The 26,769-nt window shown below is 61.3% G+C and carries 27 protein-coding genes, 6 tRNA genes and 1 riboswitch; of the genes, 26 read left to right on the plus strand and 7 right to left on the minus strand.

Translation table 11 applies throughout. The annotated features are described in order from the left end of the window. Nucleotides 1-7: 7 nt before the first annotated feature. Together ACED88_RS08735 and msrB are read right to left on the minus strand one after the other, a co-directional pair. A complete protein-coding gene (locus ACED88_RS08735) occupies nt 8-1,279 on the minus strand; it encodes an HRDC domain-containing protein (RefSeq protein WP_449109376.1) in 1,272 nt (423 codons plus the stop codon). Between the two features lie 72 nt (nt 1,280-1,351). Continuing rightward, complete coding sequence (gene msrB, locus ACED88_RS08740; protein ID WP_185173061.1) at nt 1,352-1,774, minus strand: peptide-methionine (R)-S-oxide reductase MsrB; 423 nt, start codon at nt 1,772-1,774, stop codon at nt 1,352-1,354. A gap of 83 nt (nt 1,775-1,857) precedes the next feature. Here msrB and ACED88_RS08745 point away from each other — a divergent pair, with 83 nt between their 5' ends. Further along, the gene (locus ACED88_RS08745) at nt 1,858-3,186 is read left to right on the plus strand and encodes an alpha/beta hydrolase family protein (protein WP_449109377.1); all 1,329 of its coding nucleotides are present in this window, start codon (nt 1,858-1,860) and stop codon (nt 3,184-3,186) included. Here ACED88_RS08745 and ybaK read toward each other — a convergent pair. After that, entirely contained in the window at nt 3,124-3,618 is a 495-nt protein-coding gene (ybaK, locus tag ACED88_RS08750; RefSeq protein ID WP_185173059.1) for a Cys-tRNA(Pro) deacylase, read from the minus strand. The genes ACED88_RS08745 and ybaK overlap by 63 nt on opposite strands. 233 nt (nt 3,619-3,851) lie before the next feature. Here ybaK and zapE point away from each other — a divergent pair, with 233 nt between their 5' ends. Beyond that, complete coding sequence (gene zapE / locus ACED88_RS08755; RefSeq protein WP_377126240.1) at nt 3,852-4,913, plus strand: cell division protein ZapE; 1,062 nt, start codon at nt 3,852-3,854, stop codon at nt 4,911-4,913. 181 nt (nt 4,914-5,094) lie between these two features. Here zapE and ACED88_RS08760 read toward each other — a convergent pair whose 3' ends face one another. Beyond that, nucleotides 5,095-5,664: a GNAT family N-acetyltransferase gene (locus ACED88_RS08760; RefSeq protein ID WP_449109378.1), complete on the minus strand. Its 570-nt coding sequence runs from the start codon at nt 5,662-5,664 to the stop codon at nt 5,095-5,097. 228 nt (nt 5,665-5,892) lie between these two features. Here ACED88_RS08760 and ACED88_RS08765 point away from each other — a divergent pair. From ACED88_RS08765 to ACED88_RS08835, 15 genes are all read left to right on the plus strand, one after another. Next, nucleotides 5,893-5,965, plus strand: a tRNA-Gly gene (locus ACED88_RS08765). A gap of 24 nt (nt 5,966-5,989) precedes the next feature. Next, a tRNA-Val gene (locus ACED88_RS08770) sits at nt 5,990-6,061 on the plus strand. Nucleotides 6,062-6,094: 33 nt separating this feature from the next. After that, a tRNA-Gly gene (locus ACED88_RS08775) sits at nt 6,095-6,170 on the plus strand. 79 nt (nt 6,171-6,249) lie between these two features. Beyond that, complete coding sequence (locus tag ACED88_RS08780; protein ID WP_449109379.1) at nt 6,250-7,344, plus strand: DUF559 domain-containing protein; 1,095 nt, start codon at nt 6,250-6,252, stop codon at nt 7,342-7,344. Between the two features lie 156 nt (nt 7,345-7,500). Continuing rightward, nucleotides 7,501-7,573, plus strand: a tRNA-Gly gene (locus ACED88_RS08785). A gap of 49 nt (nt 7,574-7,622) precedes the next feature. Then, nucleotides 7,623-7,696, plus strand: a tRNA-Cys gene (locus tag ACED88_RS08790). 1 nt (nt 7,697) lies between these two features. After that, nucleotides 7,698-7,769: transfer RNA gene (locus tag ACED88_RS08795), tRNA-Val, on the plus strand. An 81-nt stretch (nt 7,770-7,850) separates the two neighbouring features. Then, the gene (locus ACED88_RS08800) at nt 7,851-8,678 is read left to right on the plus strand and encodes an MOSC N-terminal beta barrel domain-containing protein (RefSeq protein ID WP_449109380.1); all 828 of its coding nucleotides are present in this window, start codon (nt 7,851-7,853) and stop codon (nt 8,676-8,678) included. Between the two features lie 26 nt (nt 8,679-8,704). Beyond that, nucleotides 8,705-10,384: a hypothetical protein gene (locus ACED88_RS08805; protein WP_449109381.1), complete on the plus strand. Its 1,680-nt coding sequence runs from the start codon at nt 8,705-8,707 to the stop codon at nt 10,382-10,384. A gap of 67 nt (nt 10,385-10,451) precedes the next feature. Further along, complete coding sequence (locus tag ACED88_RS08810) at nt 10,452-11,366, plus strand: CapA family protein (RefSeq protein WP_449109382.1); 915 nt, start codon at nt 10,452-10,454, stop codon at nt 11,364-11,366. After that, a complete protein-coding gene (locus ACED88_RS08815; RefSeq protein ID WP_449109383.1) occupies nt 11,332-11,688 on the plus strand; it encodes a CapA family protein in 357 nt (118 codons plus the stop codon). The genes ACED88_RS08810 and ACED88_RS08815 overlap by 35 nt, the downstream gene beginning before the upstream one ends. A gap of 126 nt (nt 11,689-11,814) precedes the next feature. Beyond that, on the plus strand, nt 11,815-12,696 hold the full coding sequence (locus ACED88_RS08820; RefSeq protein WP_449109384.1) for a cytochrome: 882 nt from the start codon (nt 11,815-11,817) through the stop codon (nt 12,694-12,696). 23 nt (nt 12,697-12,719) lie between these two features. Continuing rightward, nucleotides 12,720-13,352 (plus strand): peptide deformylase, encoded by a 633-nt coding sequence (gene def, locus ACED88_RS08825; protein ID WP_449109385.1) that lies wholly within the window; start codon nt 12,720-12,722, stop codon nt 13,350-13,352. Between the two features lie 36 nt (nt 13,353-13,388). Continuing rightward, the gene (gene fmt, locus ACED88_RS08830; protein WP_449109386.1) at nt 13,389-14,315 is read left to right on the plus strand and encodes a methionyl-tRNA formyltransferase; all 927 of its coding nucleotides are present in this window, start codon (nt 13,389-13,391) and stop codon (nt 14,313-14,315) included. Nucleotides 14,316-14,317: 2 nt separating this feature from the next. Continuing rightward, on the plus strand, nt 14,318-16,105 hold the full coding sequence (locus ACED88_RS08835) for a transcription antitermination factor NusB (RefSeq protein WP_449109387.1): 1,788 nt from the start codon (nt 14,318-14,320) through the stop codon (nt 16,103-16,105). A 104-nt stretch (nt 16,106-16,209) separates the two neighbouring features. Here the strand turns inward: ACED88_RS08835 and ACED88_RS08840 are convergent, their stop codons facing one another. Beyond that, entirely contained in the window at nt 16,210-17,562 is a 1,353-nt protein-coding gene (locus ACED88_RS08840) for a Na+/H+ antiporter family protein (protein WP_449107397.1), read from the minus strand. A 169-nt stretch (nt 17,563-17,731) separates the two neighbouring features. Between ACED88_RS08840 and rpe the strand changes: the two genes are divergently transcribed. Together rpe and ACED88_RS08850 are read left to right on the plus strand one after the other, a co-directional pair. After that, nucleotides 17,732-18,397: a ribulose-phosphate 3-epimerase gene (gene rpe / locus ACED88_RS08845; protein ID WP_237204836.1), complete on the plus strand. Its 666-nt coding sequence runs from the start codon at nt 17,732-17,734 to the stop codon at nt 18,395-18,397. A gap of 6 nt (nt 18,398-18,403) precedes the next feature. Then, entirely contained in the window at nt 18,404-19,198 is a 795-nt protein-coding gene (locus ACED88_RS08850) for a hypothetical protein (RefSeq protein WP_449107398.1), read from the plus strand. A gap of 6 nt (nt 19,199-19,204) precedes the next feature. Here the strand turns inward: ACED88_RS08850 and ACED88_RS08855 are convergent, their stop codons facing one another. Together ACED88_RS08855 and ACED88_RS08860 are read right to left on the minus strand one after the other, a co-directional pair. Beyond that, a complete protein-coding gene (locus ACED88_RS08855) occupies nt 19,205-19,507 on the minus strand; it encodes a hypothetical protein (protein WP_237195670.1) in 303 nt (100 codons plus the stop codon). 68 nt (nt 19,508-19,575) lie between these two features. Continuing rightward, nucleotides 19,576-21,003, minus strand: coding sequence for an MFS transporter (locus ACED88_RS08860; protein WP_449107399.1), 1,428 nt, complete (start codon nt 21,001-21,003; stop codon nt 19,576-19,578). Nucleotides 21,004-21,155: 152 nt separating this feature from the next. After that, a riboswitch (FMN riboswitch) is annotated at nt 21,156-21,289 on the plus strand. Between the two features lie 141 nt (nt 21,290-21,430). On the opposite strand from ACED88_RS08860, the gene pnuC reads away from it, so the two are divergent. From pnuC to hisF, 7 genes are all read left to right on the plus strand, one after another. Beyond that, nucleotides 21,431-22,141, plus strand: a complete 711-nt coding sequence (gene pnuC, locus ACED88_RS08865) for a nicotinamide riboside transporter PnuC (RefSeq protein ID WP_449107400.1) — start codon at nt 21,431-21,433, stop codon at nt 22,139-22,141. A gap of 197 nt (nt 22,142-22,338) precedes the next feature. After that, a complete protein-coding gene (locus ACED88_RS08870) occupies nt 22,339-23,505 on the plus strand; it encodes a thermonuclease family protein (protein ID WP_449107401.1) in 1,167 nt (388 codons plus the stop codon). A 156-nt stretch (nt 23,506-23,661) separates the two neighbouring features. Then, nucleotides 23,662-23,973 (plus strand): type II toxin-antitoxin system RelE/ParE family toxin, encoded by a 312-nt coding sequence (locus ACED88_RS08875; protein ID WP_237218410.1) that lies wholly within the window; start codon nt 23,662-23,664, stop codon nt 23,971-23,973. Further along, nucleotides 23,960-24,274, plus strand: a complete 315-nt coding sequence (locus ACED88_RS08880; protein WP_237201042.1) for a helix-turn-helix domain-containing protein — start codon at nt 23,960-23,962, stop codon at nt 24,272-24,274. The genes ACED88_RS08875 and ACED88_RS08880 overlap by 14 nt, the downstream gene beginning before the upstream one ends. A gap of 142 nt (nt 24,275-24,416) precedes the next feature. After that, nucleotides 24,417-24,680: a phosphoribosyl-ATP diphosphatase gene (locus ACED88_RS08885; RefSeq protein WP_135012131.1), complete on the plus strand. Its 264-nt coding sequence runs from the start codon at nt 24,417-24,419 to the stop codon at nt 24,678-24,680. Between the two features lie 25 nt (nt 24,681-24,705). Then, a complete protein-coding gene (gene hisG / locus ACED88_RS08890; RefSeq protein WP_449107402.1) occupies nt 24,706-25,551 on the plus strand; it encodes an ATP phosphoribosyltransferase in 846 nt (281 codons plus the stop codon). Nucleotides 25,552-25,632: 81 nt separating this feature from the next. Continuing rightward, nucleotides 25,633-26,394, plus strand: coding sequence for an imidazole glycerol phosphate synthase subunit HisF (gene hisF / locus ACED88_RS08895; protein WP_449107403.1), 762 nt, complete (start codon nt 25,633-25,635; stop codon nt 26,392-26,394). The last annotated feature ends 375 nt before the right edge of the window (nt 26,395-26,769 follow it).

The following is a 26,769-nucleotide window of genomic DNA, read 5'->3' on the forward strand; positions in this document are numbered from 1 at the left end:
TTGAACCTTACTTTGTAGATGAATGTCTAACCCGGGCAAAAACATCAGCCAGGTCAGGGGCTATAAGTTCAATCTGCCACTGGCGTGCCCCAAGTTCAAGCAGGGCTACCCTAAGTTCCTCAACGGACGACCCGGCAGGCGGGTCCCAGCACAGGCGGCGCAGCACATCGGGGGCAAGGACGTTCTCCTGCGGTATGTTTAGGCGCTCGCCCACAGCGAGCACCGCAGGTTTTGCCTCAGCAATGAGCAGGGCGGACTCGGGGCGCTTGACCTCCCACGCCTTCAGCGGCGGGGGACCGGACGCCGGGGTCGTGAAGGGGACGGGCTCCGCCTCCTTCTTTGCGTCCGCCAGGGCCTTCAGCCAGCGCGGCGCCTCCCGCTTGAGAGCGCGGGTTTGAAAGCCGGGAATCTGCAAAATAGCCGGGACGGTGCGCGGCATCAGCCAGGCGGCAGTAATCAAGGACGCGTCGGGTAGCAGGCGCTTGGGGGCAACGTCCTTCTTCTGTGCCAGGTGTTCACGCTCGTACCAGAGGTTGCGCAGGGCGGTGAGCTGGCGGCGGGTCTTCAAATCGCGAATGCCCTTGGTCTTGCGCCAGGGGTCGGGCTTCTCTTCACGCTCAGGGTGCTCACACACGTAGCGGAACTCCTCAAGCGCGTAGGCCAGCTTGCCCTGGGCCCGCAGCTCATCTTCCACCGCATCGCGCAGATCAAGCAGAATATCAACGTCCAAAGCGGCATAGTTCAGCCAGGCGGCGGGGAGCGGGCGGTGGGACCAGTCCACGGCAGAGTGCTCCTTGGCCAGCTTGTAGCCCAACAGGTTCTCTACCATGTACCCCAGCCCGACGCGCTCAAACCCAGCCAGGCGTCCGCCTAGCTCGGTATCAAAGAGGGCATCGGGGTACATGCCGATCTCCGCCAAACACGGCAAATCCTGGGTTGCGGCGTGCAAGACCCACTCAGCCCCGGCCAGGGCATCGTTAATCAGGGTGAGGTCGTCAAAACTCTCGGGGTCAATCAGAATCACCCCGGAATTACCGCGCTTGAGCTGCACCAAAAAAGCTCGCTGACCATAGCGAATGCCAGAAGCTCGCTCGGTATCAACAGCAACCGGGCCGCTCTCGGCCGCCAAGATATCGGCAACGCGGTGCAGGCCGCGTTCGGTGTTAATGACGCTCGGCGTGCCTCCCTCAGGCTCGTCGAGATACACCACCTCGGGGATACTAATCCCCTCAGGTAAATCAAACTGAGAACCTGTTCCCCCTACAGGTTGCGCCACCATAAAACTCCCTCCCGGTGGAAAACTACCTCCCTATTATGCCAGCTTTACCCCGCTGGCCGGGGCTAGTGCACCCTAACCTTCGACCGGCTTCTCGTGCAGTGTCAGGCTAATTGAGTTGATGCAGTAGCGCAGGTCGGTGGGGGTATCGTAGCCTTCACCCTCAAATACGTGGCCCAGGTGGGAGTCGCAGGCGGCACAGCGCACCTCAACGCGCACCATACCTAAAGAGCGGTCCTCGATGTAGCGCACCCGGTCAGCAGCGAGCGGCTCAAAGAAAGAGGGCCAGCCGCAGTGGCTCTCAAACTTCTCGGTCGACCGGAACAGCTCGGTGCCGCAGGCCCTACAGGCGTAGACGCCCTCGGTGGTGGTGTCCCAATACTCACCGGTAAAAGCCCGCTCCGTGCCACCTTGGCGCAGCACCGCGTACTCATCGGGGTTCAGAACTTCCTTCCAGTTCTTGGCAATGGCACCAAGGCCGGGCAGAGAATCACTCATGGCTTGCTCGCTTTCATCACGGCTGTATCTGTGCACCAGTATAAGCAGGCGCAGAGGGCTCTTATTCCCGTAAACTGGACATTATGGCTACTGAGCACGCACACCCCACACCCGCCCGCACCCTCACCCTAGCTACCGTAGCGGGGGTTGCCGGGGCCGCCGGAGCGACCCTGGCCTGCGCCGCTGCCCTGGGCACCGCAGGAATCGCTACCCACTTCGCCCGCAAAATCGTGGTTCCCCCCAAGGCGCCGGTTGAGGACGTCCGCGTGCACTCCCTGGGCTACAGCAGCGCCGACATCGCCGAGGGTCAGCAGCCTACCAGCATCCGTATAGACGCCACCGAGCGCACCCTGGCCCCGGGCCACTACGGCTTCTACTTCTCGGGCGGGGCGGGCTTTGCCCTGCTGGGGGAGCTGACCTCCTACCTGCCGGGGGATAGGACCGTGGTGCGGAGCATCGAAAAAATTTACCGGGGCGATATCGCAGGCATTAAGCGCGGACGCCTGACCGGCGTGGTTGCCACCGACCCGGCAATGGCTGGCTACCGGGCAGAAGATATTGAGCTGTCCCTGCCGGTAGGCCCCGCCCCTGCCTGGGTCGTATACCCCGGGGCGGCACTGGGCGAGCAAGCAACGGAAGGCCAAGCAACTGACGGCCCCGGTACCCCTGAACCGAGCGATACCTGGGCCATCATGGTGCACGGCATGGGCGCAACCCGCGCCGAAACCCTGCGCGCCCTCGATGCCACCCAGGCCCTGGGCCTCACCAGCCTGCACATGAGCTACCGCAACGACCGCGAAGCACCCGCCAGCGAAGACGGCCGCTACGGTCTGGGCTTCACCGAATGGCGGGACGTCGAAGTCGCCATCGACTACGCCCTGGCCCACGGCGCTCGCAGCGTGGTGCTCTTTGGGTGGTCTATGGGTGGGTCAATCTGCATGCAGACCGCCGACCTGGCCCGTAATCGCCGGGCTATTCAAGCCCTGGTGCTGGACGGCCCTGCCCTGGACTGGCTTGAGCTCATCCAGTACCACACGCACCTGAACAAGATCCCGCTGCGCATCGGTCAGCTGGGTGTACAGATGATCACCCACCCCGCCCTCAGCACCCTCACCGGGCTGAAAGAACCCATCAGCCTGCAACAGATTTCCTGGCCCCACCGGGCAGGCGACATTACCGTGCCTACCCTGATCATGCACTCGGTAGATGATACTTACGTGCCCTACCAGCCCTCACAGGCTCTGGCAGAGCTATCGCCCCTAGTGGACTTTGTACCCTTCGACAAGGCCCCCCACACCAGGGAGTGGAACGTAGACCCCCAGCTCTGGTTCGATACCGTCACCGACTGGCTAAGCAGCCGCGATATCGGCATACGCCCCCTGCGTCAGCGCAACCAGGTCGTCGGCAGCTAGCTCCACATCCAGGCCGCGCCGCCCACCCGACACCAAAATCGTGTCAAAAAGCTGGGCAGTTTCGTCCACCAGGGTAGGGTGAGCCGTCTTCTGCCCCAGGGGAGAAATACCGCCCACCACATACCCAGTGCGCTTCTCCGCCACATCAGGGGCAGCCATCTTCGCAGACTTCCAACCCAGCGCAGCCGCAGCAGCCTTCACATTCAGCTTGCCACCCACCGGCACCACACAGACCGCAAAATCCTTCTCGTGGGTAATCATCAGGGTCTTAAAAACCTGCTCGGGGGAGCGGCCCAGCTTTTCGGCAGCCTCCAGACCAAAGTTGGTTTCACCGTCCACATGCTCATACTCGCGCACCTCAAAAGCGGTACCGGTCTGCTGCAACAGAGCCAGAGCAGCCGTAGCCGCCCCCTTCTTCTTCGCCTTCGCCACCGTTTCTCTTCCCTTTCACTCACGTCAATAGGTATGCACCTACCAGCCTAAAACGAGAAGCCGCCCACCGGCGTCCGCCCAGAGCCTGACCACCAAATCTGTGAACAAGCCAACCGGCTTAGAGTCAGCCCCGCACTAACCCCACCGCAACATTGGGCAACCTGCCCACCAGCTACTAGACTGTGGGTGTACGAATCACCAGCGCACCGTCGCGCCCAAGGGAAAGACCACACGTGGCAACCTACACCCACCTCACCGACCGCACCCCCCACGTCTCAGCCGACGAACTCCTCTCAGGGTTCAGACCCTCAGAACGCTTCGGTGAAGTGTCTTTCAATACCTACCGCCCCGACCCCGCCCAGCCCTCCCAGCAGGCAGCAGTCGACGCCCTGCGCGCGTTCGGCGAAACCATCAACCGCGGCGGATCAACCAGCGGCGGCGGCTTCTTCGGCAAACTCTTCGGGGGCGGCAAAAAGAAGGACGACACCAAAGCCGGCCTCTACCTCGACGGCGGCTTCGGCGTGGGTAAAACCCACCTGCTCGCCTCCCTCTGGCACATGGTCGAAGGGCCCAAAGCCTTCGGCACCTTCGTCGAATACACCAACCTGGTCGGCGCCCTGACCTTCCGCAAAACCGTCGAAGCCCTTTCACACTACAAACTGGTCTGCATCGATGAGTTCGAACTCGACGACCCCGGCGACACCGTACTCATGTCCCGCCTCATGCGCGAACTCGCCGAAGCAGGCGTCAAACTCGTCGCCACCTCCAACACCCTGCCCGGCGCCCTCGGCGAAGGACGCTTCGCCGCAGCCGACTTCAAACGCGAAATCCAGGTACTCGCCGACCAGTTCGACGTGCTGCGCGTCGACGGCGAAGACTTCCGACACCGCGGCCTACCCGCCGCCCCCGCACCCGTTGCAGATGCTGATTTCGACTCCCTGGTCGATAGTCGTTTCGACGGGCTCGGCACCGTCGCCATCGACGACTTCGAAGCCCTCATCGACCACCTCTCCCGCGTCCACCCCTCCCGCTACCGCCAATTCATCGACGGCCTCGACGCCATCGCCTGGCGCAACGTCACCACCATCACCCAACAAGCAGTCGCCCTGCGCTTCGTCGTCCTCGCCGACCGCCTCTACGACAAAGACCTCCCCATCATCGCCTCCGGCGTACCCTTCGACCGGGTCTTCACAGAAGAAATGATGACCGGCGGATACCAGAAAAAGTACTTCCGTGCGGTTTCACGCCTTACCGCTCTGGCACGTGAGGGGATGCTGGACGATAAGACGGCGTGAAACCACTCCGTTCGCTCTTGTGTGCTCGCGCGCTCGCATCCGCTCACTCCGTCTCGCCTGACCGCCCTGGCGCGTGATGGTATGTTGGACGAAACGGAGGCGTGAAACCAGGACGCCGGGGCACACCAGCCTGCCAGCAGCAGGTAGGTGCGCCCCGGCGTCCTTGCGTATAAAAACCGCCCTAGCCGGGGAAGCCCAACTCGGCCCAGCGGTCGCGCGTCAGCTCAGCGGCGCGCATATCAAGCAGGGGAGTGGAGCCGTCCTCAAGCGGGCGGCCCGGCTCGCTTTTCACCAACGTACGGAAATCGGTAAACCCAACCCGGCGAGCCACCCGCTCAGAGGCATCGTTATCAGCAAGCGCCTTCCAGCTCAGCCTGTCGAGGCCCAGCCCCTGGGGGTCCAGGGCAAAGCCCACCATCATGCCTAGGGCCTCGGTCAGAAAGCCCTGACCACGGCTACCTGGTGCTAACCAGTAGCCGACCTCAGCCGAAGAACCCGTGACGTTAAACAGGCTCACCACACCGGCGAAAACCCCGCTCGCATCAATACCCCACACCAGCTCATGCCCGCTCTCGCTCGCCTGATGGGTGTAGGCAACGAAATCACGGGCAGTCTCTTCCGTATAGTTCAGGGGTACGGATAGGCAAAAACGAATAATGTCCGGGTCCTGGCAGGCCTGAGCCATCGCTGCTGCGTCAGCCTCGCGCAAGGGGCGCAAGGTAAAACGTTCGGTGAGAAGCTGGGGGTGCATGAAAACTCCACGATGAATAGAAATGTTTTTTACAGTGTACGCGCCCAAAGATGTGGTGCAGGGCATAGAAGAAAAATTTTGAGCTGAGCGGGGCTGTAGCGGTAAAAGCCGCGAAAACACGCGGTAAAAAAGGGTTTACATGAAGATGTGCTCCGATTTGGCAAGAGCTAGAAAAGAGTGTAAAGTATTTACTCGTTGGTTCGGTTTCCTAAGGAACTGGAACACAATGCGGTTGTAGCTCAGTTGGTAGAGCACCACCTTGCCAAGGTGGATGTCGCGAGTTCAAGTCTCGTCAACCGCTCGCAACACTCCTTGCGAGTGTAATGCGCGATTGGCGCAGCGGTAGCGCACTTCCTTGACATGGAAGGGGTCACTGGTTCGATCCCAGTATCGCGCACTGGATGAAAATCCATTGCAAATAATTGCATATGCGGTTGTAGCTCAGTTGGTAGAGCACCACCTTGCCAAGGTGGATGTCGCGAGTTCAAGTCTCGTCAACCGCTCCACGTAAGCCCCGGCTCAATGAGTCGGGGTTTTTTTATATCGTGTGCGCGTGGCGCACGATTTGAGGTTTTTCTGCCGAGCGTGCGTCATATCGCTGAGCGTGCATTTGTCTGCCGCACGCTCGGCGATATGGTGCACGCTCGCTTAACCTGTGGAAAACTGCCGGCTCAGTCGGTAAAAGCCGCTGAAAACCCCGAGTTATCCACAGTGTCGCTGAAATCTTCAGAAATAAACGGTTCCCGCTCTAAGGCATTTCACAATAGCGCTATGAAAGAACTCAGCGACCGGGTCAAAACCTCACGAGAACTTGCCGCGAGAGGGATCTCGCACACGCGCGTCCGCACCTACTGCGCACAAGGGGTCTATGCCAAAATTGCCCCTAACAGCTACTGCCTGGCACGTGAATGGAATGCCCTCACCCCAGAACAACAACTAAAAGTCAGGCACTACGCATTCGCTAAAAATCACCCGGGGTATGTTCTGAGCCATGCCTCGGCGGCACTGTTCTGGGGTGCCCCTTTTCTGAGCCTGCCTGGCCATATCTGGGCTAGCGTGCCCTCGGCGCATATTAGGGCGCGAACGCCACATCATAAGATTTTTTCTAATCGAGCAGTAGAGTGCGAGCAGGCGCTACTGCACGAAGGGGTCTACCTGACCGACCCGCTGCAGACCTCAGTTGATTGTGCCCGCACCCTTCCTCTGATTGATGCGCTGTGCATCGTGGACTACATGCTCAACAGTAAGCTCTGCTCGCCGGCTGCTTTGAAACCACTGCTGATGAACGTGAGTGGGCGAGGTGCTGCGCGAGCCCGCCAGATTGCGCAACGAATGAGTCGGCACGCGGCCTCTCCTGCCGAAACGATTGCCAGAAACCACATGATTAACTGGAAGTTTCCCCGGCCGCAAGAGCAGGCCAAACTGGTGGTTAAAGGCAAGGTTTATCGGCCAGATTTTCTGTGGGAAGAGCTGAAGCTCATCTTAGAAGTCGATGGGGCCATCAAATACGACGGCACCTACGGAGAGCCGACCGGGGTAATACAGCGGGAGCACCTGCGACAAAGAGAGCTTGAACAGCTCGGATACCTTGTGGTGCGTGTGAGGTGGGACGACATTACCGCGCATCCTGAGAACCTTAAAGACCTACTAGTGCGCCACGGGCTGAAGCCAGTTACCTAGTGCCGGGGCAGCTTTTTGGCGAGCGTGCGCCATATCGCTGAGCGTGCAGCAGACAGATGCACGCTCAGCGATATGGCGCACGCTCGTTGTGTAGGGGGCGCGGCCTAGTCGGCTCGGTTGAAACTCTGCCTGGCTTCGTGTAAAGTAATGCGAGTTGCGGTTGTAGCTCAGTTGGTAGAGCACCACCTTGCCAAGGTGGATGTCGCGAGTTCAAGTCTCGTCAACCGCTCTCTCGAAAACAACTCGTTTTCGCAACTCAGACCACGGTCTGAGCGTGTGGTGGGGTGGTCGAGTGGTTAGGCAACGGTCTGCAAAACCGTGTACGCGGGTTCGAATCCCGTCCTCACCTCCACGCGCGATTGGCGCAGCGGTAGCGCACTTCCTTGACATGGAAGGGGTCACTGGTTCGATCCCAGTATCGCGCACAAAGAAAGGCTCCCTAGCTAAAGCTAGGGAGCCTTTTGCTTGCCCCGCATCATCAGAACACACTGTGCAAGACTAGAACCATGCACCTCACCGTCACGCACTTCGGCTACAGCCCCCTCAAAGGCGCCCGCCATCAAGAGCGCACCACAGCCGAGATCACCGCGTCCGGCCCCCTCTACAACCGCCGCTGGGCCCTCGTCTCACCCACCGACCGCACCGTGCTACGCACCGTTGCCCACCCAACCCTGATGGGTATCACCACCGATCTGACCACCCGCGACGGAAAGACAGAGCTCACCCTGCACATACCCGGGGCAGGTAGCCACACTGTCCCGGCCCTGACCAAGGCTGCCACCAGCACTTTCACCTCCTGGGGCGCCGAGAAACAGCTTGCGGTCTACGACCACCCGGTCAACGAAGCCCTCAGTAACTACCTAGGAAAGCCTGTGGCCCTGGCCTTCGCACCCCGGCAGAACCTGGTATACGCCGGGGCTTTCTCACTCATCGGCACCGCTACACTGGCCGAGATTGCCCGCAAGCTTACCCCTGAACAGCCGCCGAACCCGGATGAAATAGCGGCCAGGCTACGCTGTAACCTGGTGGTAGAAACCTCAACGCCCTACATTGAAGATAGGTGGCAGGGGACAACGCTTACCCTCCAGACCGGACGCGGTGTGCCGGCTGAGCTGCACGGCCTGCAACTGGTTGCCGGGGAAGGTATCGGCAGGTGCGTCATCATTGACGTCCAGCCAGACACCGGTCAGCGTACAGCCCGGCTGCTCAAACTTCTGGCCTCTTATCGGCCCCGCAACCTGCGCGGTGAGCCAACGGCGGGTATATACGCGAGCCTCGCAGCCGCCGCGCCGGGTCTGCCGCTCGGCCCTGTCAAGGGTGATAATAAAGGGTAAAGACCCTCAACGAAGAAGGTGCCCCCGTGACTGTCTACCGTCCTTTCCCTGCCCTTGCCAGTTTGCTGGCTACCGGCGTCCTGCTTCTCACCGCCTGTAGCGCCCCCACGACTACCGCGACCGAGCAGAGAGGTAGGGCGAACATGGACGATTTGCTCGCCGTGCAGGCACCCACCGGCGCACCCGCCATCGAGCTGGAATGGGCGGACGGCCCCCACGCCCCTGCCGACCGCACGGTCGAGGAGCGCGTGTGGGCTGAGGACGACACCGTGAAACTCCACCAGGTAGATGTAGGGAACGTGACGGTAGGGGACTTCACCGCCCCAGCCCGCGGCACCTTCGCCGAATCCAGGAGCACTGCTGGCCCCAAGCCGCTAATCGTCATTAGCCACCTGCGCGGCCCCAACTGCACCGGGGAAAACTACACCTACCCCTGCCCGAGTGGGACCGAAGAGATCCGCTATGACCGGGGCATGAACTACCTGGCCCATGAACTGGCGGCTCAGGGATACGACGTGCTGATCCCCGACTTGGGGCCGGTCTTTATCGGGTCAGATGTGGAAGGTGCCTACGACCAACGAGAGCTCTGGAAAGCCGTGGTCACCGAGCTCATCTCAGCTGCCCAGAGCCCCAACGATGCTACCGGTATCACCCTGGATGACGCGGGGGATATCACTCAGGGCCAGGTCGGCCTGCTGGTTCATTCGCGCTCCGCCAGCATGATTGAAGCTGCTCACGAAATCTTCGGTGACGGGCTCAAGAGCGTCATAGCCTATGGCCCCTACTACGCGACCGAAACCCCCGAGACCTTCGCACCGGCTTTGCCTGACGTGCCCTACCTGTCGCTGACCGGGGAGCTGGATCAGGACGTCAAAACCGCTGGCAACCGCTTGCTGACCCGCTACCTGGCTACCCCGCGTACCGCCCCTGCCTACGAGGTGGGCATTGAGGGGCTGGGGCACCTGTCCATGAACCGGGCTTTATCTGCGGCGGGAATTGATGACCGCGTCGGCTGCGACCTGCTGGACTGCCCCGACACCGCCACCCACGAGAAGGTTCTCGCCGAATCAGCGACCAGCTGGTTTGAGTCAACCATGCCTGTTGAGGGCTACCTGGCGGGTGCAATCGGTGATATTGACCTGAATCCGGTTGTTCCGGCCTCGTCCGCCGCCCTGCCCACGTCCTTCCCCCAACAGCTTGCTGGCCTGCCCACCCGCTGGCTGGCAGCCACCCACCGCCCCGAGGCCACCAGGCTAACGGCTCTTGACCTTACCCACAGCGGGGACTCAACCCTCTGCACCCTGCCCGAGAACGTGGTAGCTGCCGCGGGCGCGTCCGCCTGCCACGAGCCCCAGGCTGGCGTAGCTGAATCCACCGTGCCGCTGCTGACCTTTACCCACACCACTCTGACGGGCTCCTGGCCCGCAGCCGATGCCCTGGCCCTGCACCTCATGCCCTTCGGGGTGCCCGCCGACCAGCAGGGCTTGCAGGTCACCATCACCACCGACCGCGGACGCCACGCCGCGGCCCTGCCCGCCAGCACCCCGGCCATTGCCGGTCGGGTAACGGACTATAGCGACGGCTACTACATGCCCTCGTCCGTCCGCCTGGCTCTGCCCAAGGAGCTACAGGGGGCTACGGTAACGTCCATCGAGCTGCAGGGTGGGGCCTCAACCTACGCCCTGGCAGGCGTTGACATCTGGTAACAATGTGTGCCCTGTGGCACTTTTAGGTAGGGTGGTGTTGGTAACAACCTGCTGAAAGGACCCCACCGTGCACCGTCGCCTCTTAGCCTTCCTCTGCCTGAGCGCCCTGACCCTGGCAGGTTGTAGCTCGCAGGAAACCAGCCCGCAGACCACGGAAAGTAGCGGGGCGGACGCCGCCGCTCAGCAGGACGGGCAAGGGCAGGTGGCACGCGCAGAGGCAGGGCAGACCAGCGAATCGGGGACCCTGACCGCTTCAGCCGCCGGCGGGGCCTGCGGCGAGGCGGATTGCGTCTCCCTGCTCTTTACCGGTGATTTTCTGATGCACAATATGCTCTGGGACCAGGCAGAGGCTGACGCGGCGGCAGCTGGGAACACAGGCCTGGACTTCACACCCCTCATCAGCGAACAGCGCCCCTACCTAGACCGGGCTGACCTGGCGGTCTGCCAGATGGAAACAGTGGTCGCCGATGCGGATGGCCCCTTTTCTGGCTACCCCAACTTCAACGTGCCGCCCCAGATTCTGACGGCGGCCGCTGAAACCGGGTGGGATGTCTGCATGACGGCATCTAACCACTCCTACGACCAGGGCACCGAGGGGCTGGAGCGAACCTACCGCGCGGTTGAAGCGGCGGGAATGGGTGTTACCGGCACTTCTCTCACCGAAGAAGAGGCAGCCCAGCCCGATATTTTCACCACCGCCAACGGCGCCCGGGTAGCAATTATCACCGGAACCTACGGGCTCAACGGTTACGTTCCTGAACACCCCTGGCAGGTCGATATGCTCGACTCAGAAGCCATGATTGCTAAGGCTGCCCGTGCCCGCGAAGAGGGCGCTGACCTGGTCATTGCCAACATGCACGCTGGCGATGAGTACGTGCACGAGCCCTCTGCCCAGCAGGTTGAGGTGGCACACGCTCTTGTTGATTCAGGGGAGTTCGACCTGATCGGTGGGCCAGCACGCCCACGCCGTACAGCCCATTGAACACTACAAGGGAACCTGGATTGTCTACGGCATGGGGAACAACCTCACCGAGCTTTCACCCTCCTACGTCGCCAACAACGAGGGAATTATGGTCAACCCTATTTTTGAGCGAGGGGAGGACGGCACCTGGCAGGTGCGCGATTTCCGCTGGGTTTCTAGCACCATGGTCGATGACCCTGCCTACCGTTACTGCATAACCTCACCCAGCCGTCCCGCCTCCGACTGTGTTGATGAAGACTACGCTCAGCAGTCCAATGCCCGCGTCCAGCAGGTTGTTGAGTCTATGGGGGCGGCTGAGGCCGGTGCCCGCCAGTGGAGCTAGGGTAAGCGGTCTAACCCGCTCGCCCTCTCGTGCCCGGGAAGAGAGGTGCGTATAATCGATAGAGCGCCAGATACGCTGTGAAGGCTGGGCGCTTTTCGATTTTTCTCCCGACGTCAGGACGGCCGCGTGACCACACCCATGCTAGCGTCAGCAACCGACCACGGTCGCATGTACGCGCGCACGGTCGGCGGGGAGCTACTGGTTCCCTCGATTACCACGGTGATTGGGCAGCAGGCTAACGACCTCTCGGGCTGGCACGGCTACATGGCTGCCAAAGCTGCCCTTGAAGATCAGCGATCCTACCGGGCTTCTAGCTCGGCCGGGCTTAAATTCGCGGTGATTCGGGATGCCGCAGCCGCCTCGGAGCGCTACCGCGACGCAGCGGCGGCGCGGGGGGACCGCGTGCACAACTATGCAGAGCAAGTTGCCCTGCGCGCCATGGGGCTGCCCCACGAAGTTGAGGGCTACCGGGAGAACCTCATTGCCCACGGCGAGCAGGCCTACGCCGACCGCTTCGATGAGTGGTGGGAACTCTACCGGCCCAAGCCCCTGGCTACCGAAGTCACCATCTGGAACGAGACGGTTGGTTACGCGGGCACCCTCGACCTGGTGGCTGAGATAGCCGGGCATACCTGCATCATTGACTACAAGACCAAGGGGACCGACCGGAAGGGGCGGGTGAAGCCGCTCGACGATAAGGTCGTCATGCAGTTGGTTGCCGGTGTTAAGGCTGAAGAAGCCCTCATCGACGCCGAGCACGGCACCTGGGAACCCTGGAAGCACGGGGGCGCAAGCATTTTGATGGGCGTGGCCCTGGGTGAAACCCAGGTGGTGCCCCAGCAGGCCAACCCCCGGGTACTGGAACGTAACTGGTACAAGTTTTGCGCCCTCAAACGGGTCTGGGATCTCAACCGCGACCTCTCCGAAACCCCCGAAGACTCCCTCATGCCGGTAGTTCCGCCCCCGGCAGCTACCGGAACAGACCTACCCGACGCAGCGGCGTCCTAACCTCACCGACGAGAAAGAGAAGCATGACTATTCTGCCCATTCGCACCGTAGGCGACCCCGTGCTACGCACCGAGTGCGACGACATCACCGTATTTGACGCCGACCTGGAAAAACTGGTGGCTGACATGCTTGAAACCATGTACGACGTTGAGGGAGTAGGTCTAGCTGGGCCCCAGGTGGGTGTCTCCAAGCGCATCTTCACCTTCGGCAACATTGACGGCCGCGAGGGGCACATCATCAACCCCGTGCTTGAGGTGGGGGACGAACCCCAGGAGGGCGGCGAGGGCTGCCTGTCGGTACCGGGCCTGTCGGCTGCCACCCCGCGCAAGAACTGGGCGCGCGTGACCGGCGTGAACTGTAAGGGCGAGCCGGTGGTCTACGAGGGCGAGGGTCTCTTTGCCCGCATGCTTCAGCACGAAACCGACCATCTCTACGGCACCATGTTCATCGACCGGGTTGAGGGCGAAGACAAGAAAAATATCTGGCGCAAGATTCGCCAGGCCGACTACAACCAGGTTGCCGCCGCTGTTCAGGGTGAACGTGCTGCCAAGACGTCATCGGGCTTTGGTGCCCTGGGCGGTTCCTTCGGTGCGGCTAGCCCGACCGGCGGGGCCCAGCAACCTGTCGCCAAAAAGCCCGGCGCTTTTGGCATCTAAACCTGCTGGTTCTTAAGTTTGAGTGGAAAGGTAAGCATGAAGGTTCTCTACGCCGGTACTCCCGAGGTCGCCGTAGCCCCTCTCAACGGCCTGCTTGAGGCAGGCTACGAGGTGGTGGGGGTTCTCACCCGCGAGGACGCCCCCGTGGGCCGCAAGCGGGTGCTCACCCCTTCGCCGGTGGCTGCCCGTGCCCAGGAGCTGGGCCTGCCCATCATTAAGGCCAACCGCTGGTCTGATGAGGTTGCGGACGCCGTCGCCCAGCTGGGTGCCGATATTGCGGCGGTGGTGGCCTTCGGCGTCCTGCTGCCGCAAAGCGCCCTCGACCTGCTGCCCCAGGGCTGGATTAACCTGCACTTTTCCCAGCTACCTGCCTGGCGCGGGGCAGCCCCCGTGCAGCGGGCCCTGATGGCGGGAGAAACCGAGATTTACTCCAATACTTTCCGCATTGATGCTGGGCTGGATACCGGCCCGGTCTTCCGCTCTGAATCAGCCACGGTAGGGGAGCTCGATACCGCCGGGGATATGCTGAACCGTCTGGCCGCAACCGGCGGTGCCCTGCTGGCGGCTACCTTTGACGATATCGCTGCCGGCGCTACCGGTACCCCGCAGATCGGCGACGCCACCCACGCAGCCAAGCTCACCATCGCCGACGGGAAAGTGGATTTTACCCGCCCGTCCGCTGAGATTATCGCTCAGGTGCGCGGGGTCATCCCCGAACCCGGTGCCTGGGCTGAACTCGATGGCGCACGCTTCAAACTCGGTATGGTGCGGCCCATTGACGCTGCTCCGACCGGCGAACCTGGAACCCTCTTCTGGGCCGGTAAAAAGGTAGCCGTCACCTGCGCCGACGGGGCCCTTGAACTGACCCAGGTGCAGCCTGCTGGTAAGAAAATGATGAACGCCGCCGACTGGGCGCGCGGTCAGGGCACCGCCCTGGCAGAAGGGAAAGTGGTGCTGGTATGAGCATGAATGCAGGCGGACGCGGCTCAGGCGGCCGATCCAACAGTGGTAAGGGCCGGGCTGGAGCTAACCGCTCCGGTGCTAACCGGGCTGGCCAGGGCCGTAGCGGGGCCCGCAAGCGTGACGACCGCACCCAGCAGGGGCAGGCCGGGGGCACCCCGAACCCCCGTGGCTCGCGCGGCAACCGCAACCCAGGCGGCGAGCCCCAGGCCAAGCGCGGCGGCGGGGGAGAGACCCGCCGCAATGCTAAGGGGCACGAGCGTAACCGCAAGGCGGTCAAGGACCGGGCGTTTTCGGCGTCCGCTCCCTCACAGCGCGCCCGCACAGCAGATAGGGCCCGCACCGTGGCCTTTGAGGTGCTGAGCGCTGTTGCCCTGGACGACTCCTACGCGAACCTGGTGCTGCCCAAGGCGATTCGCTCTGCCCGGCTTGATGCCCGCGACGCTGGCTTTGCCACCGAGCTGACCTACGGCACCCTGCGTAACCAGGGCACCTACGACGCGATTTTGGCCCACTGCGTTGACCGCCCGGTGGAGAAAATCGGTACCAAGATTCTGCTGGTGCTGCGCCTGGGCGTCCACCAGCTGGTGGCCATGCGCGTGCCCGACCACGCCGCCCTCAACCAGACGGTTGCCCTGGCCCGCGCCGAGATCGGCACCGGCCCGGCTAACTTTGTGAACGCGGTACTGCGCAGGGTTTCTGAGCGAACCCCCGAAGACTGGTACGCCCTTATCGCAGAGGAAGCCCCCGACGAGCTCACCCGCCTGGCTCTTGAGAAGTCTCACCCGGCCTGGGTAGTGCGCTCTTTCCGCCAGGCCCTGGCTGCCCATGGCCGTAACCCCGGCGAAGTTGAGGCCCTGCTGGACGCCGACAACGCCTCACCCGTGGTCAACCTGGTCGCCCTGCCGGGCTTAGGAACCCTGGACGAAGCCCGCGCCGCCGGTGCCGAGGACGGCCCCCTGGTCGAGGGCTCCGCCCTCTACTCGGCAGGCGACCTTGCCCGCCTTGAATCGGTGCGGGAGGGGGTTGTGCGAGCCCAGGACGCCGGCTCCCAGCTGGTTGCCCGCGCCCTGGCTGACGCCCCCCTTGAGGGCAGCGACAGTAACTGGCTTGACCTCTGCGCCGGCCCCGGCGGTAAGGCTGCCCTGCTCGGTGCCCTGGGCGCCCAGCGCGGAGCCCGCCTGCTGGCCAACGAAGCTGCCGAGCACCGGGCCGAGCTGGTGCGCCGCTCCCTGGCCCCGCTTCCGTCCGCCTCCTACTCGGTGGTAGCCGGTGACGGCCGCCAGATTGAGCGCACCGTCGCTGCGGGTACCAACCTGCCCGAGGGCATGCCCAGCGATGTGCGCTTTGACCGAGTGATGGTCGATGTGCCCTGCTCCGGTCTGGGCGCCCTGCGCCGCCGTCCCGAAGCCCGCTGGCGCAAGAGCCCCCGCGACATCGCTGAACTGCTCCCCCTCCAGCTCGACCTGTTTAAGGCAGCAGCATCAGTCACCCGCCCCGGCGGCCTGATTGCCTACGTGACCTGCTCGCCCCACACGGCTGAAACCCAGAGCATCGTGCACGATATTCTGCGCAAGGTCGATGTAACCCTGCTGGACTCCGGCGCCGCCCTGCGGGCCGTTGCCCGTACAGATGAGGCGGGGGCGTCCGTCCTTGCCGGGGAACTGGACCCGGCTTTCACCCCGGAGGCCCCCAAGGGCGCGACCCTAGCTGAGGGTGCTACGACCGCCCAGCTCTGGCCGCACATCCACGGCACCGACGCCATGTTCTTCGCCCTCTTCCGCAAGAACTAGGCTCCTGAGCTTTCACTGAACACAAGGGGACCGCAAAACCTAAAAAGGACCGCAAAACACGCGGTCCTTTTTAAGTTTTGCGGTCCCCTTAGGACACAGGACGACTAGAGAACCATCGCCGCTACCCAACCTGCAATCAGCAGGGGGATGTTGTAGTGGATGAAGGTGGGAATCACCGAATCGCGGATGTGGTCGTGCTGGCCGTCCACATTCAGACCTGCGGTGGGGCCCAGCGTAGAGTCAGAAGCGGGGGAGCCCGCGTCGCCCAGGGCACCTGCGGTACCGATAATGGAAACCGTAGCCAGGGGTGAGAAGCCCAGGGCCAGGCAGAGGGGCACGTAGATGGTGGTGATGATGGGCAGGGTAGAGAAGGACGAGCCGATACCCATCGTCACAATTAGGCCCACCACCAGCATGGCCATGGCAGCTGCTGCCTTGTTGCCCGCAAAGAGGTCAGCCACGGTGGTCACCAGGGGGTCAACGTCGCCGGTGGCATCCATGACCGCAGCGAAACCCTGGGCTGAAATCATGATGAAGCCAATCAGGGCCATCATGCGCATACCGGCGGTAAAGACGTCGTCGGCCTCCTTCCACTTGACCGCGCCGGTGACCATGAAGATGGTCAGACCGACCAGAGCACCGACCAGCAGGGAGTTGGCCTCGGTACCCATGGACTGCATGACTACCTGAACCACGAAGGTTGCAACAATAGCGATGATCGCAACGACCACGTTGAACTTCTTGACCTCGGTGGTCACGGTTTCAGTGGGCGCCAGCTCAATGGTCTGGTAGGTGCGGGGCTTGCGGTAGCTGAAGAAGACCGCAATCAGCAGGCCAACGACCATGCCCAGGGCGGGGATAGCCATGGCGGTCATGACGTTAATGCCGCTGGTATCCATACCGGCTAGTTTGATGTTGCCCAGCAGAATATCGTTGAGGAAGATCGCGCCGAAGCCTACGGGCACGTACATGTAGGTGGTGACCAAGCCGAAGGTGAGCACACAGGCAATGAGCCTGCGGTCTAGCTTCAGGCGGTTAAAGACAGCCAGCAGGGGCGGAATAATCAGCGGGATGAAGGCGATATGAACGGGAATCAGGTTCTGCGACATAATCGACATGGCCAGAATACCGGCCAGCAGTAGCCACTTGACGGTAAATTCGATGCGATGGTTGGTCTCTGAGCTTTCTGAGCCGACCTTGGCAATGATGCCGTTGGCGATGAGCTGGGGCAGGCCCGAGCTTGAAACCGCCATGGCGAAAGCACCGAGCAGGGCGTAGGAGAGCGCCAGCATAGCGCCGCCGGAGAGCCCCTCCTGGTAGGCGACCATGGTGCCGTCCAGTCCGAGCCCGCCGAGAAGACCACCCACGAGAGCTCCGATGAAGAGCGCCAGGACGACGTGTACGCGTGCTGCGGAGAGGACGAGCATGACCAGGACCGCAAGCAGAACCGAGTTCATATAATCCAAACCTTTGAATAAGTATGTAAAAGACCGTACAAAGTTTAGTCTGCCCGGCCTATTCGCTAGCCCTCAAAACCACCAGTTGGACTGTGACGGGCCTTGCTTTCTGTGCCCTGTGCCTTCTCGGCACTACGATGGGTATAAGACCGGCAACGAAAGGACCCCCATGACCTGCCTGATTAACCCTTCCATTTTGAGCGCTGACTTCTCCCGGCTGGGGGAGGAGCTCACCGCTATCTCGACCGCTGACGCCGCCCACATTGATGTGATGGATGGCCACTTCGTTCCCAATTTGACCTGGGGGCTGCCGGTCGTGAAGCGCCTCAAAGAGGTCTCGCCCATTCCCTTTGACGTACACCTGATGATTGAGGACGCTGACCGTTGGGCCCCTGCCTACGCTGAGGTTGGTTGCGAGTCGGTGACCTTCCACGCCGAGGCCGCTATCGCTCCCATCAAACTGGCCCGCACCCTGCGTGAAAGCGGTGCTAAGGCGGGCATGGCCCTGCGCCCTGCCACCGGCGTTGAACCCTACATGGATATGCTCAGTGAACTCGACATGCTCCTGATTATGACCGTTGAACCGGGCTTCGGCGGCCAGGCCTTCCTTGACGTCACCCTTCCCAAGATTAAGCGGGCGGCCGCCGCCATTGAGAGCTCAGGGGCTGAGGTGATTCTGCAGGTTGACGGTGGTATCACCGAAGAAACAATTGTGCGGGCGGCCGAGGCTGGTGCCACCTGCTTTGTTGCCGGTTCATCTGTCTACGGTGCGGACGACCTCGAAGCCGCTATCGCGGGCCTGCGCCGGGCTGCCGCGTCCGCCCATACCCACTAGGATGCCATGACCCAGAACCTTACTCCCCTTGAAGAAGCCGACCGCGAGCTGGCCCGTGCCCAGGAGCTCATCGCTGCCGGGCAATTGGCCGACGCCCTGCCCGCTCTGCAGGCCGCCGCCGGTGGTTTTGAGAGTGCTGGTGAAGTCTTCGGGCAGATTCTTGCCCTGAAAATTTTGAGCGAGGTCAACCGCGACCTGGGGAATCTCGCGCCAGCTCTCACAGAAGTCACCCGTGCCCACGCCCTGCTGGCCGATGCTAAACCTGATGCCGAGCAGTTGCCCGACTTCGCCACCGAGGTGGGTTCCCTGCATGCTGAACTGGGCGACTTTGAGCGCTCCAAGACCTGGTACGCCCAGGGGCTGCGCGGCTATGAAGCTCAGGGGAATGCCGAGGGTCAGGCCCATAACCTGGTGGCTCTGGCTGGGCTTGCCCGGCAGGCCCAGGATGAAGCTGGTGCCCAGGGCTATCTGGCCCAGGCGTACGGGCTGTACGCCGCGGGCAATCACACGGTGCAACTCATGCACGTGCGCAATGCCCAGGCTCAAGGGTTGCTGGCGGTGGGGGATACGGACGCTGCCCGCCCCCTGCTCACTGAAGCTCTTGATCTTGCTGAGGAGCTGGGCGACCAGGCTTTTCTCGCCGAGACCTACCAGCTGCTTGCCCTGGTCACAGCTCAAGAAGGGGACGCGGACGCCGCCCAGGGCTACTTGGAGCGGTCGGCGCAGCACTACGCCGCCGCTGGGGATACCGATAACGAGGCCTTTGTGAAGGAGCTGCTGAACCGGCTCCGCGGCAGCTAGTGAGCCTTAGGCCAGGTTCTTCTCGGCCCGCTCGGCAGCCTGCTCGTTGCCCATGGAGCGGTGGATGGTGGCCAGCATGGTGTAGTAGGCTGCGGCGTCCTCTGACCCGGCAACCAATACGGGCTTGGCTAGGGTCAGTACGTTCAGGGCCTGCTTGCCCTGGCCCTCGTCCAGCAGTTTCTGGGCGCCCTTCACAGCGCGGGCGACAGCCTGCTCGGGCTTGCGCTTGACCAGGTGCGCCACGGCACCGTGCTCCTGCTTGAAGGTGGTATCACGTTTTTGAATATTGGCGGGTTTCGCGTCAGACACAGCTCACCTAAGGTCGGGGTAGAAAACTTTATGCACCTCAAGTGTAGCGACTGATGACCATCTCGGGGTTAGACGAGCTGCCTACCGCGGGTTTCAGGCAGCAGGAAGGTTGCGCCAGCTGCCGTGCAGAAGGCTAGAGCAAACAGAACAAAGAGCCCCGAAATACCCACTAGCGGCAGCAGGGCGGGCACGAGTAGGGGAGCGGCGATAGAGGCTAAACGGCCGAACCCGGCAGCCGCACCCGTGCCGGAACCGCGCAGGTGGCCGGGGTAGAGTTCTGGCCCGATGGCGTAGAGGGCACCCCAGGCACCCAGGTTGAAGAAGGAGAGCATGCAGCCGCTAGCTACCAGTGCCCAGACCTCGTGCGATAGGCCGTAGGCCACCGCTGCCAGCGCTGAGCCCAGCAAGAAGGTAGCTAGGGTAGAACGCCTGCCCCAGCGCTCAATCAGCCAGGCGCTCACCGCATAGCCCGGTAGCTGGGCCAGAGTCATGATGAGGGTAAAGGTAAAGGAGCTGACCAGGCTAAAGCCCTGCTGAATCAGTAGCGAGGGAATCCAGATAAAAGCCCCGTAGTAGGCAAGATTGATGCAGAACCAGATGACCCAGAAGGCAAGGGTGCGGCGGCGCAGCGCCGCTGACCAGATGGAGGTTGCCCGAGCCAGCTCGGCCGAATCCTGCCCGGCAGCGGTAGCGGCAGGGGCGGACGGCGTCCGCGCAGCTTCTGCCCGCAAGGGCGGGGAGGCAGCGAAACCAGCGACCACGGACCTGGCGCGGGCCAGGTCGCCGCGTCGGGTGAGAAAGCGCACCGATTCGGGGAGTCCCCACCGCACCACCAGGGCGTAGAGGGCAGGGACGCAGCCGATGGCAAGAGCCCAGCGCCAGCCGTCCTCTGAGCGGCTCACGATAAAGGTTCCAATCAGGGCAGCGAGAATCCAGCCGACCGCCCAGAAGGCTTCAAGAACAACGACCATACGCCCGCGCACAGCCCGCGGGGCAAACTCAGAAATATAGGTGGAGGCTACCGGCAGCTCAGCGCCGAGCCCCAACCCCACGATGAAACGCAGCACCAGCAGAATGGTAAAGGTCGTAGCGAGGGCAGAAAAACCGGTAGCCAGCCCGTAGACCAGAAGCGTGCCGGCAAAGATTGCGCGCCGCCCAAACCTATCCGATAGACGCCCGCCCAGGGTGGCACCAATCGCCATGCCCAAAAACCCGATAGAGCCCAACAGCGATGCCTGCCCCGAGCTAATACCCCAGTGGGCAATCAGGGCAGCCATGACGAAGGAAATGAGGCCGATGTCCATGGCATCGAGCGCCCAACCAATACCGGTTACTCCCAGCAGGTGGGCGTGACGGTGGGTGACGGGCAGCTGGTCGAGGGTGGCGGTGAGCTGTTCGGCATTCAGGGAGTCGGTGTTGAGGGCGTCGGCAGTCGTGGCGGTAGCGCGGTGGCCGGGTGCGGACGCCCGGGGCTGGTTTTCGTGCGGGGAAGTCATGTTGCTCAGGGGGGGCAGGGAGTAAGGTCACACTGACGTTATCAGCAGGGGCTTCGGGGAAGGCCCCGCACCCGACCAGATAGCGGGAATAAGTCACAATATGACGGTTACAGACCCCAGCCGTGCTATAACTTGAAGTGTAAAAGAAAAATATCGTGCTCCGGGACCCGGTGAAAATCCGAACCTGCGGTGACAGCCCGCTAATTGACGGCACACATCAGTGCCTGATACCTGCAAGGTGGAATTCCTTGGCAGACAGTACAGTCTGGATGGAAGGTAGCACGAGCAAACCGTAAGGTACCCCTACCGGTACCTGCCGTACCCGCTTGCCCGGCCCACCGGCGTTCTCACCGACGCCCACCGAAGCCAGCCAACCCCGGGTACCCTCGATTTGTTCTCCCGGAGCCACTCGCTTTGGGAGTTTTTTATGGATTTCTTGCGGTGGCTCTTCGACGCTCAAATTGCGATTGGCGAAAACCAGTCCCTCTTGGTGCGCGAAGTCCTTGGCAACATCTTCGGCCTACTATCAGCCCTCGGCGGTATGCGCCGTAAGGTCTGGGCCTGGCCCGTCGGTATTCTCGGCAACCTGCTGCTGCTCACCGTTTTCTTGGGCACCGTGTTTGGTTCAACCTACGGTACCGCTAACCTGCTCGGCCAGGCAGGCCGTCAGGTCATGTTCATTGCTGTGTCCGTGTGGGGCTGGTACCGCTGGAACCAGACCCGCAAGACCGGCGAGGCCGGCCAGGCTGCGGTGGTTCCCCAGTGGGCCAGCTGGAAGGAACGCGCTTTCATGATCGCTTTCATGCTGATCGGCACCGGCGTGCTGACCCCGATTTTCCGCGCCCTGGGCTCCTATGAGCCGGTCTGGTCTGACGCCTGGATCTTCACCGGCTCCCTGCTGGCCACCTTTGGTATGGCTAAGGGCTGGGTGGAGTTCTGGCTGGTCTGGGTTGCTGTGGACGTCGTCGGCGTGCCCCTGCTCTGGTCAGCAGGCTACTACGCCAGCGCCTTCATGTACCTCTTCTACGGGGGCTTCACCCTGGTTGGTTTCTTCGTTTGGTGGCGCACCCGCAACCAGGAGGCCGCCAAGGTTGAGGTTGAAACCGCCTTCCCCGACCCCACCGTGGACGTGCGCTAGGCGGTAGCGTCCGTTAGTGACAGTGGCCCCTGGGCAGCTGAAAATGAACCTTCAGCTGCTCATGGGCCCTTTTGTGTCTAGGAACTGACTGTCGATTGTCATAGACAGGTAATTTTTAGCAGACAGGCATGTTTTTTCCTAAGCTTGATTGAGTCTTCTACGATCACAAATCATGCAGTTCAATGGAGAAAAAGCATATGCCCCAAAGACTCTTCCGTGCCCTGGGCACAGCCCTGCTAGCCACCTTGGCCCTTACCTCCTGCGGGGGCGGGGACACCGCTACCGTCAAGAGGGTTATCGACGGCGATACTATTGAGGTTGAATACCAGGGGAAGGAGGCCACCGTCCGCCTCCTCAATATCGACACCCCAGAAACTAAACACCCCAATAAGAATGTAGAATGCCTAGGGCCTGAAGCAAGCCAATTCCTGACCAACATGTTGCCCGAGGGAACACAAGTCACCCTTGAGTTTGATAAAGAAAAAACTGATAAATACGACCGTCTGCTCGCTGGAGTGTATAAAGAAGACGGAACCTTCGTCAACGAAACAATAGCCAAAAACGGTTTTGCCACAGCTATCAAAATTGCACCTAACGAGAAGTTCTATCCCCAAATCCTCAAAGCACAAGAAGAAGCCATGGAATACAATCGGGGAATTTTCGATCCCGCTAGTTCATGTGCACTGCCAGGAATGCTCAGAGAAGCTACCCAGGCTGTAGAAGAAGCTACAAGTCCTGAAGACCTCATAATAGCTGTTGAAGCAGCACTAAAAATACTTACAACGCTTGAAGAAATCAGTGCTGATGGATCGGAAGAGTATCTGAAGAACCTCCTTCAGGCCGAAACCATGTCTTCTCTTATTGGCTCACTCAAGTCCGCACTTGAATTAAGGAACCGTGACTATCTGAGGGCTGTGCAAACTGTTGAAAGTGAAGCGGCTGAAAAGGAAGAAGCCCAGCGCCAGGCTGAAGCTGAACGCAAGGCTGAGGAGGAGCGCCAGGCTGCTGAAGCTGCCGAAGCTCAGAGGCTAGAAGCAGAAAGGGCCGCTCAAGCTGAAGCTGAACGAGTAGCTGCTGAACAGGCAGCTGCGGCCCAGGCTGAAGCAGACCGGATTGCTGCCGAGCAGGCTGCTGAGGCTGAACGTCAACGTCAAGCCCAGCTAAACCAGCCGCCTGCACCTGCCCCAGCTCCTGTACCTGCCCCTGCGCCCGTCCCTAATCCGGCACCTGGCCAGAACCAGCCTGCCCCACCGCCGGCCCCTGCGCCTGCACCTGAGCCGGAATCTAACCCCTATCCCGGTTACACAGGTCCTCGCTGTTACGCTCCCGGCGGTAAGACCTGGACTCCCTGCCCTAACCGATAAGTAGCAACTCGGCAGAAAACCGACGCCCGCCCTCCTGCCCTGGCTTGGGGCAGGAGGGCTATTCTTTGTCTTCACCTATGCAATAGAACATATTTGTAGTACTCTAGTAGCATGCAAGGGTGGACGGTTGAAGTAAGTTTAGTTCAAGACTGGCTCATGGAACTGCCTAGCCAAGAGTATCTTCATGTGCTTGCAGCTCTTGAATATCTTGGGTCTGTAGGGCCTCCTGGTGGCAGGCCCTTTATTGATCGCATTACCGGTTCGTCTCTACACAACCTCAAAGAATTGAGGCCCCGAGGACATGCAAAAAATATTAGAATTCTATTTATCTTTGACCCAGAACAACAAGCAATTCTGTTGGTAGCTGGTGACAAAACCGGCCAATGGACCAAATGGTACAAACAGAACATCCCCCTTGCTGAGAAACGTTACGAAGAATACCTAAGGAAGCGCCGTGACAACGCTTGAAGAACTGAAACAAATGCGACCGGTTGATTCCCAGGAATTACAAGGCCTGGTTGATGTCATGCATGCTGAAGCCCATGTATACCAACTGCAAAAACTGCGTAAAGATCTAGGAATGACGCAGACCGATCTGGCTGAAAAAATCGGTGTCTCCCAAAAAAGAATTTCCCAAATGGAAAAGGGAGACATTGGGAGCGTGAGTCTCAAAACCCTCCATAAATACATCACAGCACTTGGAGCAGAACTTACTGTGTCGGCTAGTTTTCCGGTGGGTACGAGCCACACAATCTACAGCACCCGGTAAGTAGGCCCCGACGCCCGCCCTCCTGCCCTGGGGTAGGAGGGCGGGCGCGTCCTTACCGGGAAATGCAGGGCACATGACCGAAAGATGAAATCTCCACCTGCCCGGTAACGCCGCAGCTTCAAAGAGCGGTACTCTAGAAACCGTGAAGAACTTTGAAACCCTATTCGCAGAACTGGCCGAAAAGGCCGAAACCCGCCCCGAGGGCTCCGGAACCGTCGCTGAACTCGACAAGGGCGTCCACTTCATCGGCAAAAAAATCGTCGAAGAAGCAGCCGAAGTGTGGATGGCCGCCGAATTCCAGTCAGATGCCGAATTCGCAGAAGAGGCTTCACAACTGATTTACCATTTGCAGTGCATGATGATCGCCAAGGGACTGACTCCCGAAGATATCTACAAGTACCTCTAAACCCCACTGCAAAGGAAAAATACTTATGCTGCGTGTTGCAGTCCCCAATAAGGGCATGCTGTCTCAGGCTGCCGTCACCATGCTCACCGAAGCTGGCTACCTCCAGCGCCGCGACTCCCGCGAACTCGTGCTCGTCGACCAGGAAAACGAGGTGGAGTTCTTCTACCTGCGCCCCCGCGATATCGCCGTGTACGTCGGCGAGGGTACTCTGGACGTCGGTATCACCGGCCGGGACCTGCTGCTGGACGCTGGAACCCACGCCGAAGAAGCTCTCTCCCTTGATTTTGCCCGCTCCACCTTCCGCCTGGCCGGGCCCGCCGGTACCTACACCGACCCGTCCGAACTTGAAGGTAAGCGCATCGCCACCAGCTACAAGCGCCTGCTGACCGACTACCTGGAACGCTCCGGCATCAACGCGTCGGTGGTGCGCCTGGATGGCGCTATTGAGTCCTCGATTCGTTTAGGCGTTGCGGACGCCATCGCCGACGTCGTAGAAACCGGCAACACCATGCGCGCAGCCGGTCTGGAACCTTTCGGTGACCCGATTATGCGCTCCGAGGCCCTGCTGATTAAGCGCCCCGGCGTTGAGGACCACGCCGGTCTTGAGCGCCTCCAGCGCCGCCTGCAGGGTGTGCTGATTGCCCGCCAGTACGTGATGATTGACTACAACATCGAAGAGGCTAACCTTAAGGCTGCCACCACTCTGACCCCCGGCCTTGAAGCCCCGACCATCTCGCCGCTCTCGCGCGAGGGCTGGGTTGCTGTGCGCTCCATGGTGCCGCGCAAGGCAGCGAATAATGTCATGGATTCCCTCTACGAGATCGGTGGCCGCGGCATCCTAGTCACCGCCATTCAGGCCGCGCGCCTGTAACTTTACCCGGCGGCGTCCTTGCCCCTGATATGGGCGGACGCCGCCGCTTCAGTTTTGCTTTCAAGGAAAGGGGGCGCGCCCGTGGGTGTTGCCATTCGTGTTATTCCGTGTCTTGATGTGGACGCCGGCCGCGTGGTCAAGGGCGTCAAGTTTGAGGGCCTGCGCGACGCTGGCGACCCGGTAGAACTCGCCAAGCGCTACAACGCTGAGGGCGCCGATGAGCTGACCTTCCTGGATGTCACCGCCTCTTCTTCTGACCGCCAGACCACCTTCGATGTGGTGTCATCGACCGCTGAGCAGGTCTTTATCCCGCTGACCGTGGGCGGGGGAGTGCGCACCGCTGAGGACGTCGACCGCCTGCTGCGCACCGGCGCCGATAAGGCCTCTATCAACACTGCCGCTATTGCCCGGCCCGAGGTGATTAACGAGATTACCGAGCGGTTTGGCTCCCAGGTGCTGGTGCTCTCGGCGGACGCCAAGAGGTCGGACGCTACTCCGTCTGGCTATGAGGTGACTACCCATGGCGGCCGCACATCCACCGGGCTTGACCTGCTTGAATGGGTTGCTGAGGCCCAGGAACGCGGCGTGGGCGAGATCCTGCTGAACTCCATTGACGCCGACGGCACCAAGGCCGGCTTTGACCTGCCCATGATTCGGGCGGTGCGCTCTGTCGTCACCGTACCCCTGATTGCCTCCGGCGGCGCAGGCGCAGCCGAGCACTTCCCACCCGCCATCGAAGCAGGCGCGGACGCCGTCCTCGCCGCTTCGATCTTCCACTTCGGCGAGGTCAGCATTGGGGAAGTGAAGGACGCAATCCGAGCGGCGGGGTACGAAGTACGGTAGGGAAAGACAAGTAAGGCGCACCAGGCTCACGCTCGCTGCCGACCCTCTCGCCTGGTTCGCTTCGCTCACGAGGCGATTCACGCCAGCCCCGAGCCAACAGCTTCGCTGTGAGCCTGGCTTGCCTAACCTCTGCCAGCTGGCTTGAGTATAATTTATTTGTTCTTATCGTCTTGAAGGTTCAGGATTCTATTCTTCATAGAATTAAAATCATTTCTACTCTTTAATCATTTTTTGCAAGCGGTAAATCTTTGAGTTTTTCAGAGCTCCAAAAAAGTAAAGAGGCTTATTCAAAAGTAGGCACGCACCCCACACCCACCAACTAGACAACGGCCCCACCCGCGGCAAAAATATGAGCGTTAAATCTCTACAAATAAC

Source organism: Rothia sp. 11273D007AR, assembly GCF_053547255.1.

Excerpts from the sequence above, each read along its gene's own strand:
- hisG (WP_449107402.1), top strand. The coding sequence starts at position 24,706 with ATGCTGCGTGTTGCAGTCCCCAATAAGGGCATGCTGTCTCAGGCTGCC.
- pnuC (WP_449107400.1), top strand. The coding sequence starts at position 21,431 with ATGGATTTCTTGCGGTGGCTCTTCGACGCTCAAATTGCGATTGGCGAA.
- ACED88_RS08745 (WP_449109377.1), top strand. The coding sequence starts at position 1,858 with ATGGCTACTGAGCACGCACACCCCACACCCGCCCGCACCCTCACCCTA.
- ACED88_RS08800 (WP_449109380.1), top strand. The coding sequence starts at position 7,851 with ATGCACCTCACCGTCACGCACTTCGGCTACAGCCCCCTCAAAGGCGCC.
- ACED88_RS08850 (WP_449107398.1), top strand. The coding sequence starts at position 18,404 with ATGACCCAGAACCTTACTCCCCTTGAAGAAGCCGACCGCGAGCTGGCC.
- ACED88_RS08840 (WP_449107397.1), bottom strand. The coding sequence starts at position 17,562 with ATGAACTCGGTTCTGCTTGCGGTCCTGGTCATGCTCGTCCTCTCCGCA.
- def (WP_449109385.1), top strand. The coding sequence starts at position 12,720 with ATGACTATTCTGCCCATTCGCACCGTAGGCGACCCCGTGCTACGCACC.
- ACED88_RS08870 (WP_449107401.1), top strand. The coding sequence starts at position 22,339 with ATGCCCCAAAGACTCTTCCGTGCCCTGGGCACAGCCCTGCTAGCCACC.
- ACED88_RS08875 (WP_237218410.1), top strand. The coding sequence starts at position 23,662 with ATGGAACTGCCTAGCCAAGAGTATCTTCATGTGCTTGCAGCTCTTGAA.
- ACED88_RS08760 (WP_449109378.1), bottom strand. The coding sequence starts at position 5,664 with ATGCACCCCCAGCTTCTCACCGAACGTTTTACCTTGCGCCCCTTGCGC.
- ACED88_RS08860 (WP_449107399.1), bottom strand. The coding sequence starts at position 21,003 with ATGACTTCCCCGCACGAAAACCAGCCCCGGGCGTCCGCACCCGGCCAC.
- ACED88_RS08835 (WP_449109387.1), top strand. The coding sequence starts at position 14,318 with ATGAATGCAGGCGGACGCGGCTCAGGCGGCCGATCCAACAGTGGTAAG.
- rpe (WP_237204836.1), top strand. The coding sequence starts at position 17,732 with ATGACCTGCCTGATTAACCCTTCCATTTTGAGCGCTGACTTCTCCCGG.
- msrB (WP_185173061.1), bottom strand. The coding sequence starts at position 1,774 with ATGAGTGATTCTCTGCCCGGCCTTGGTGCCATTGCCAAGAACTGGAAG.
- fmt (WP_449109386.1), top strand. The coding sequence starts at position 13,389 with ATGAAGGTTCTCTACGCCGGTACTCCCGAGGTCGCCGTAGCCCCTCTC.
- ACED88_RS08735 (WP_449109376.1), bottom strand. The coding sequence starts at position 1,279 with ATGGTGGCGCAACCTGTAGGGGGAACAGGTTCTCAGTTTGATTTACCT.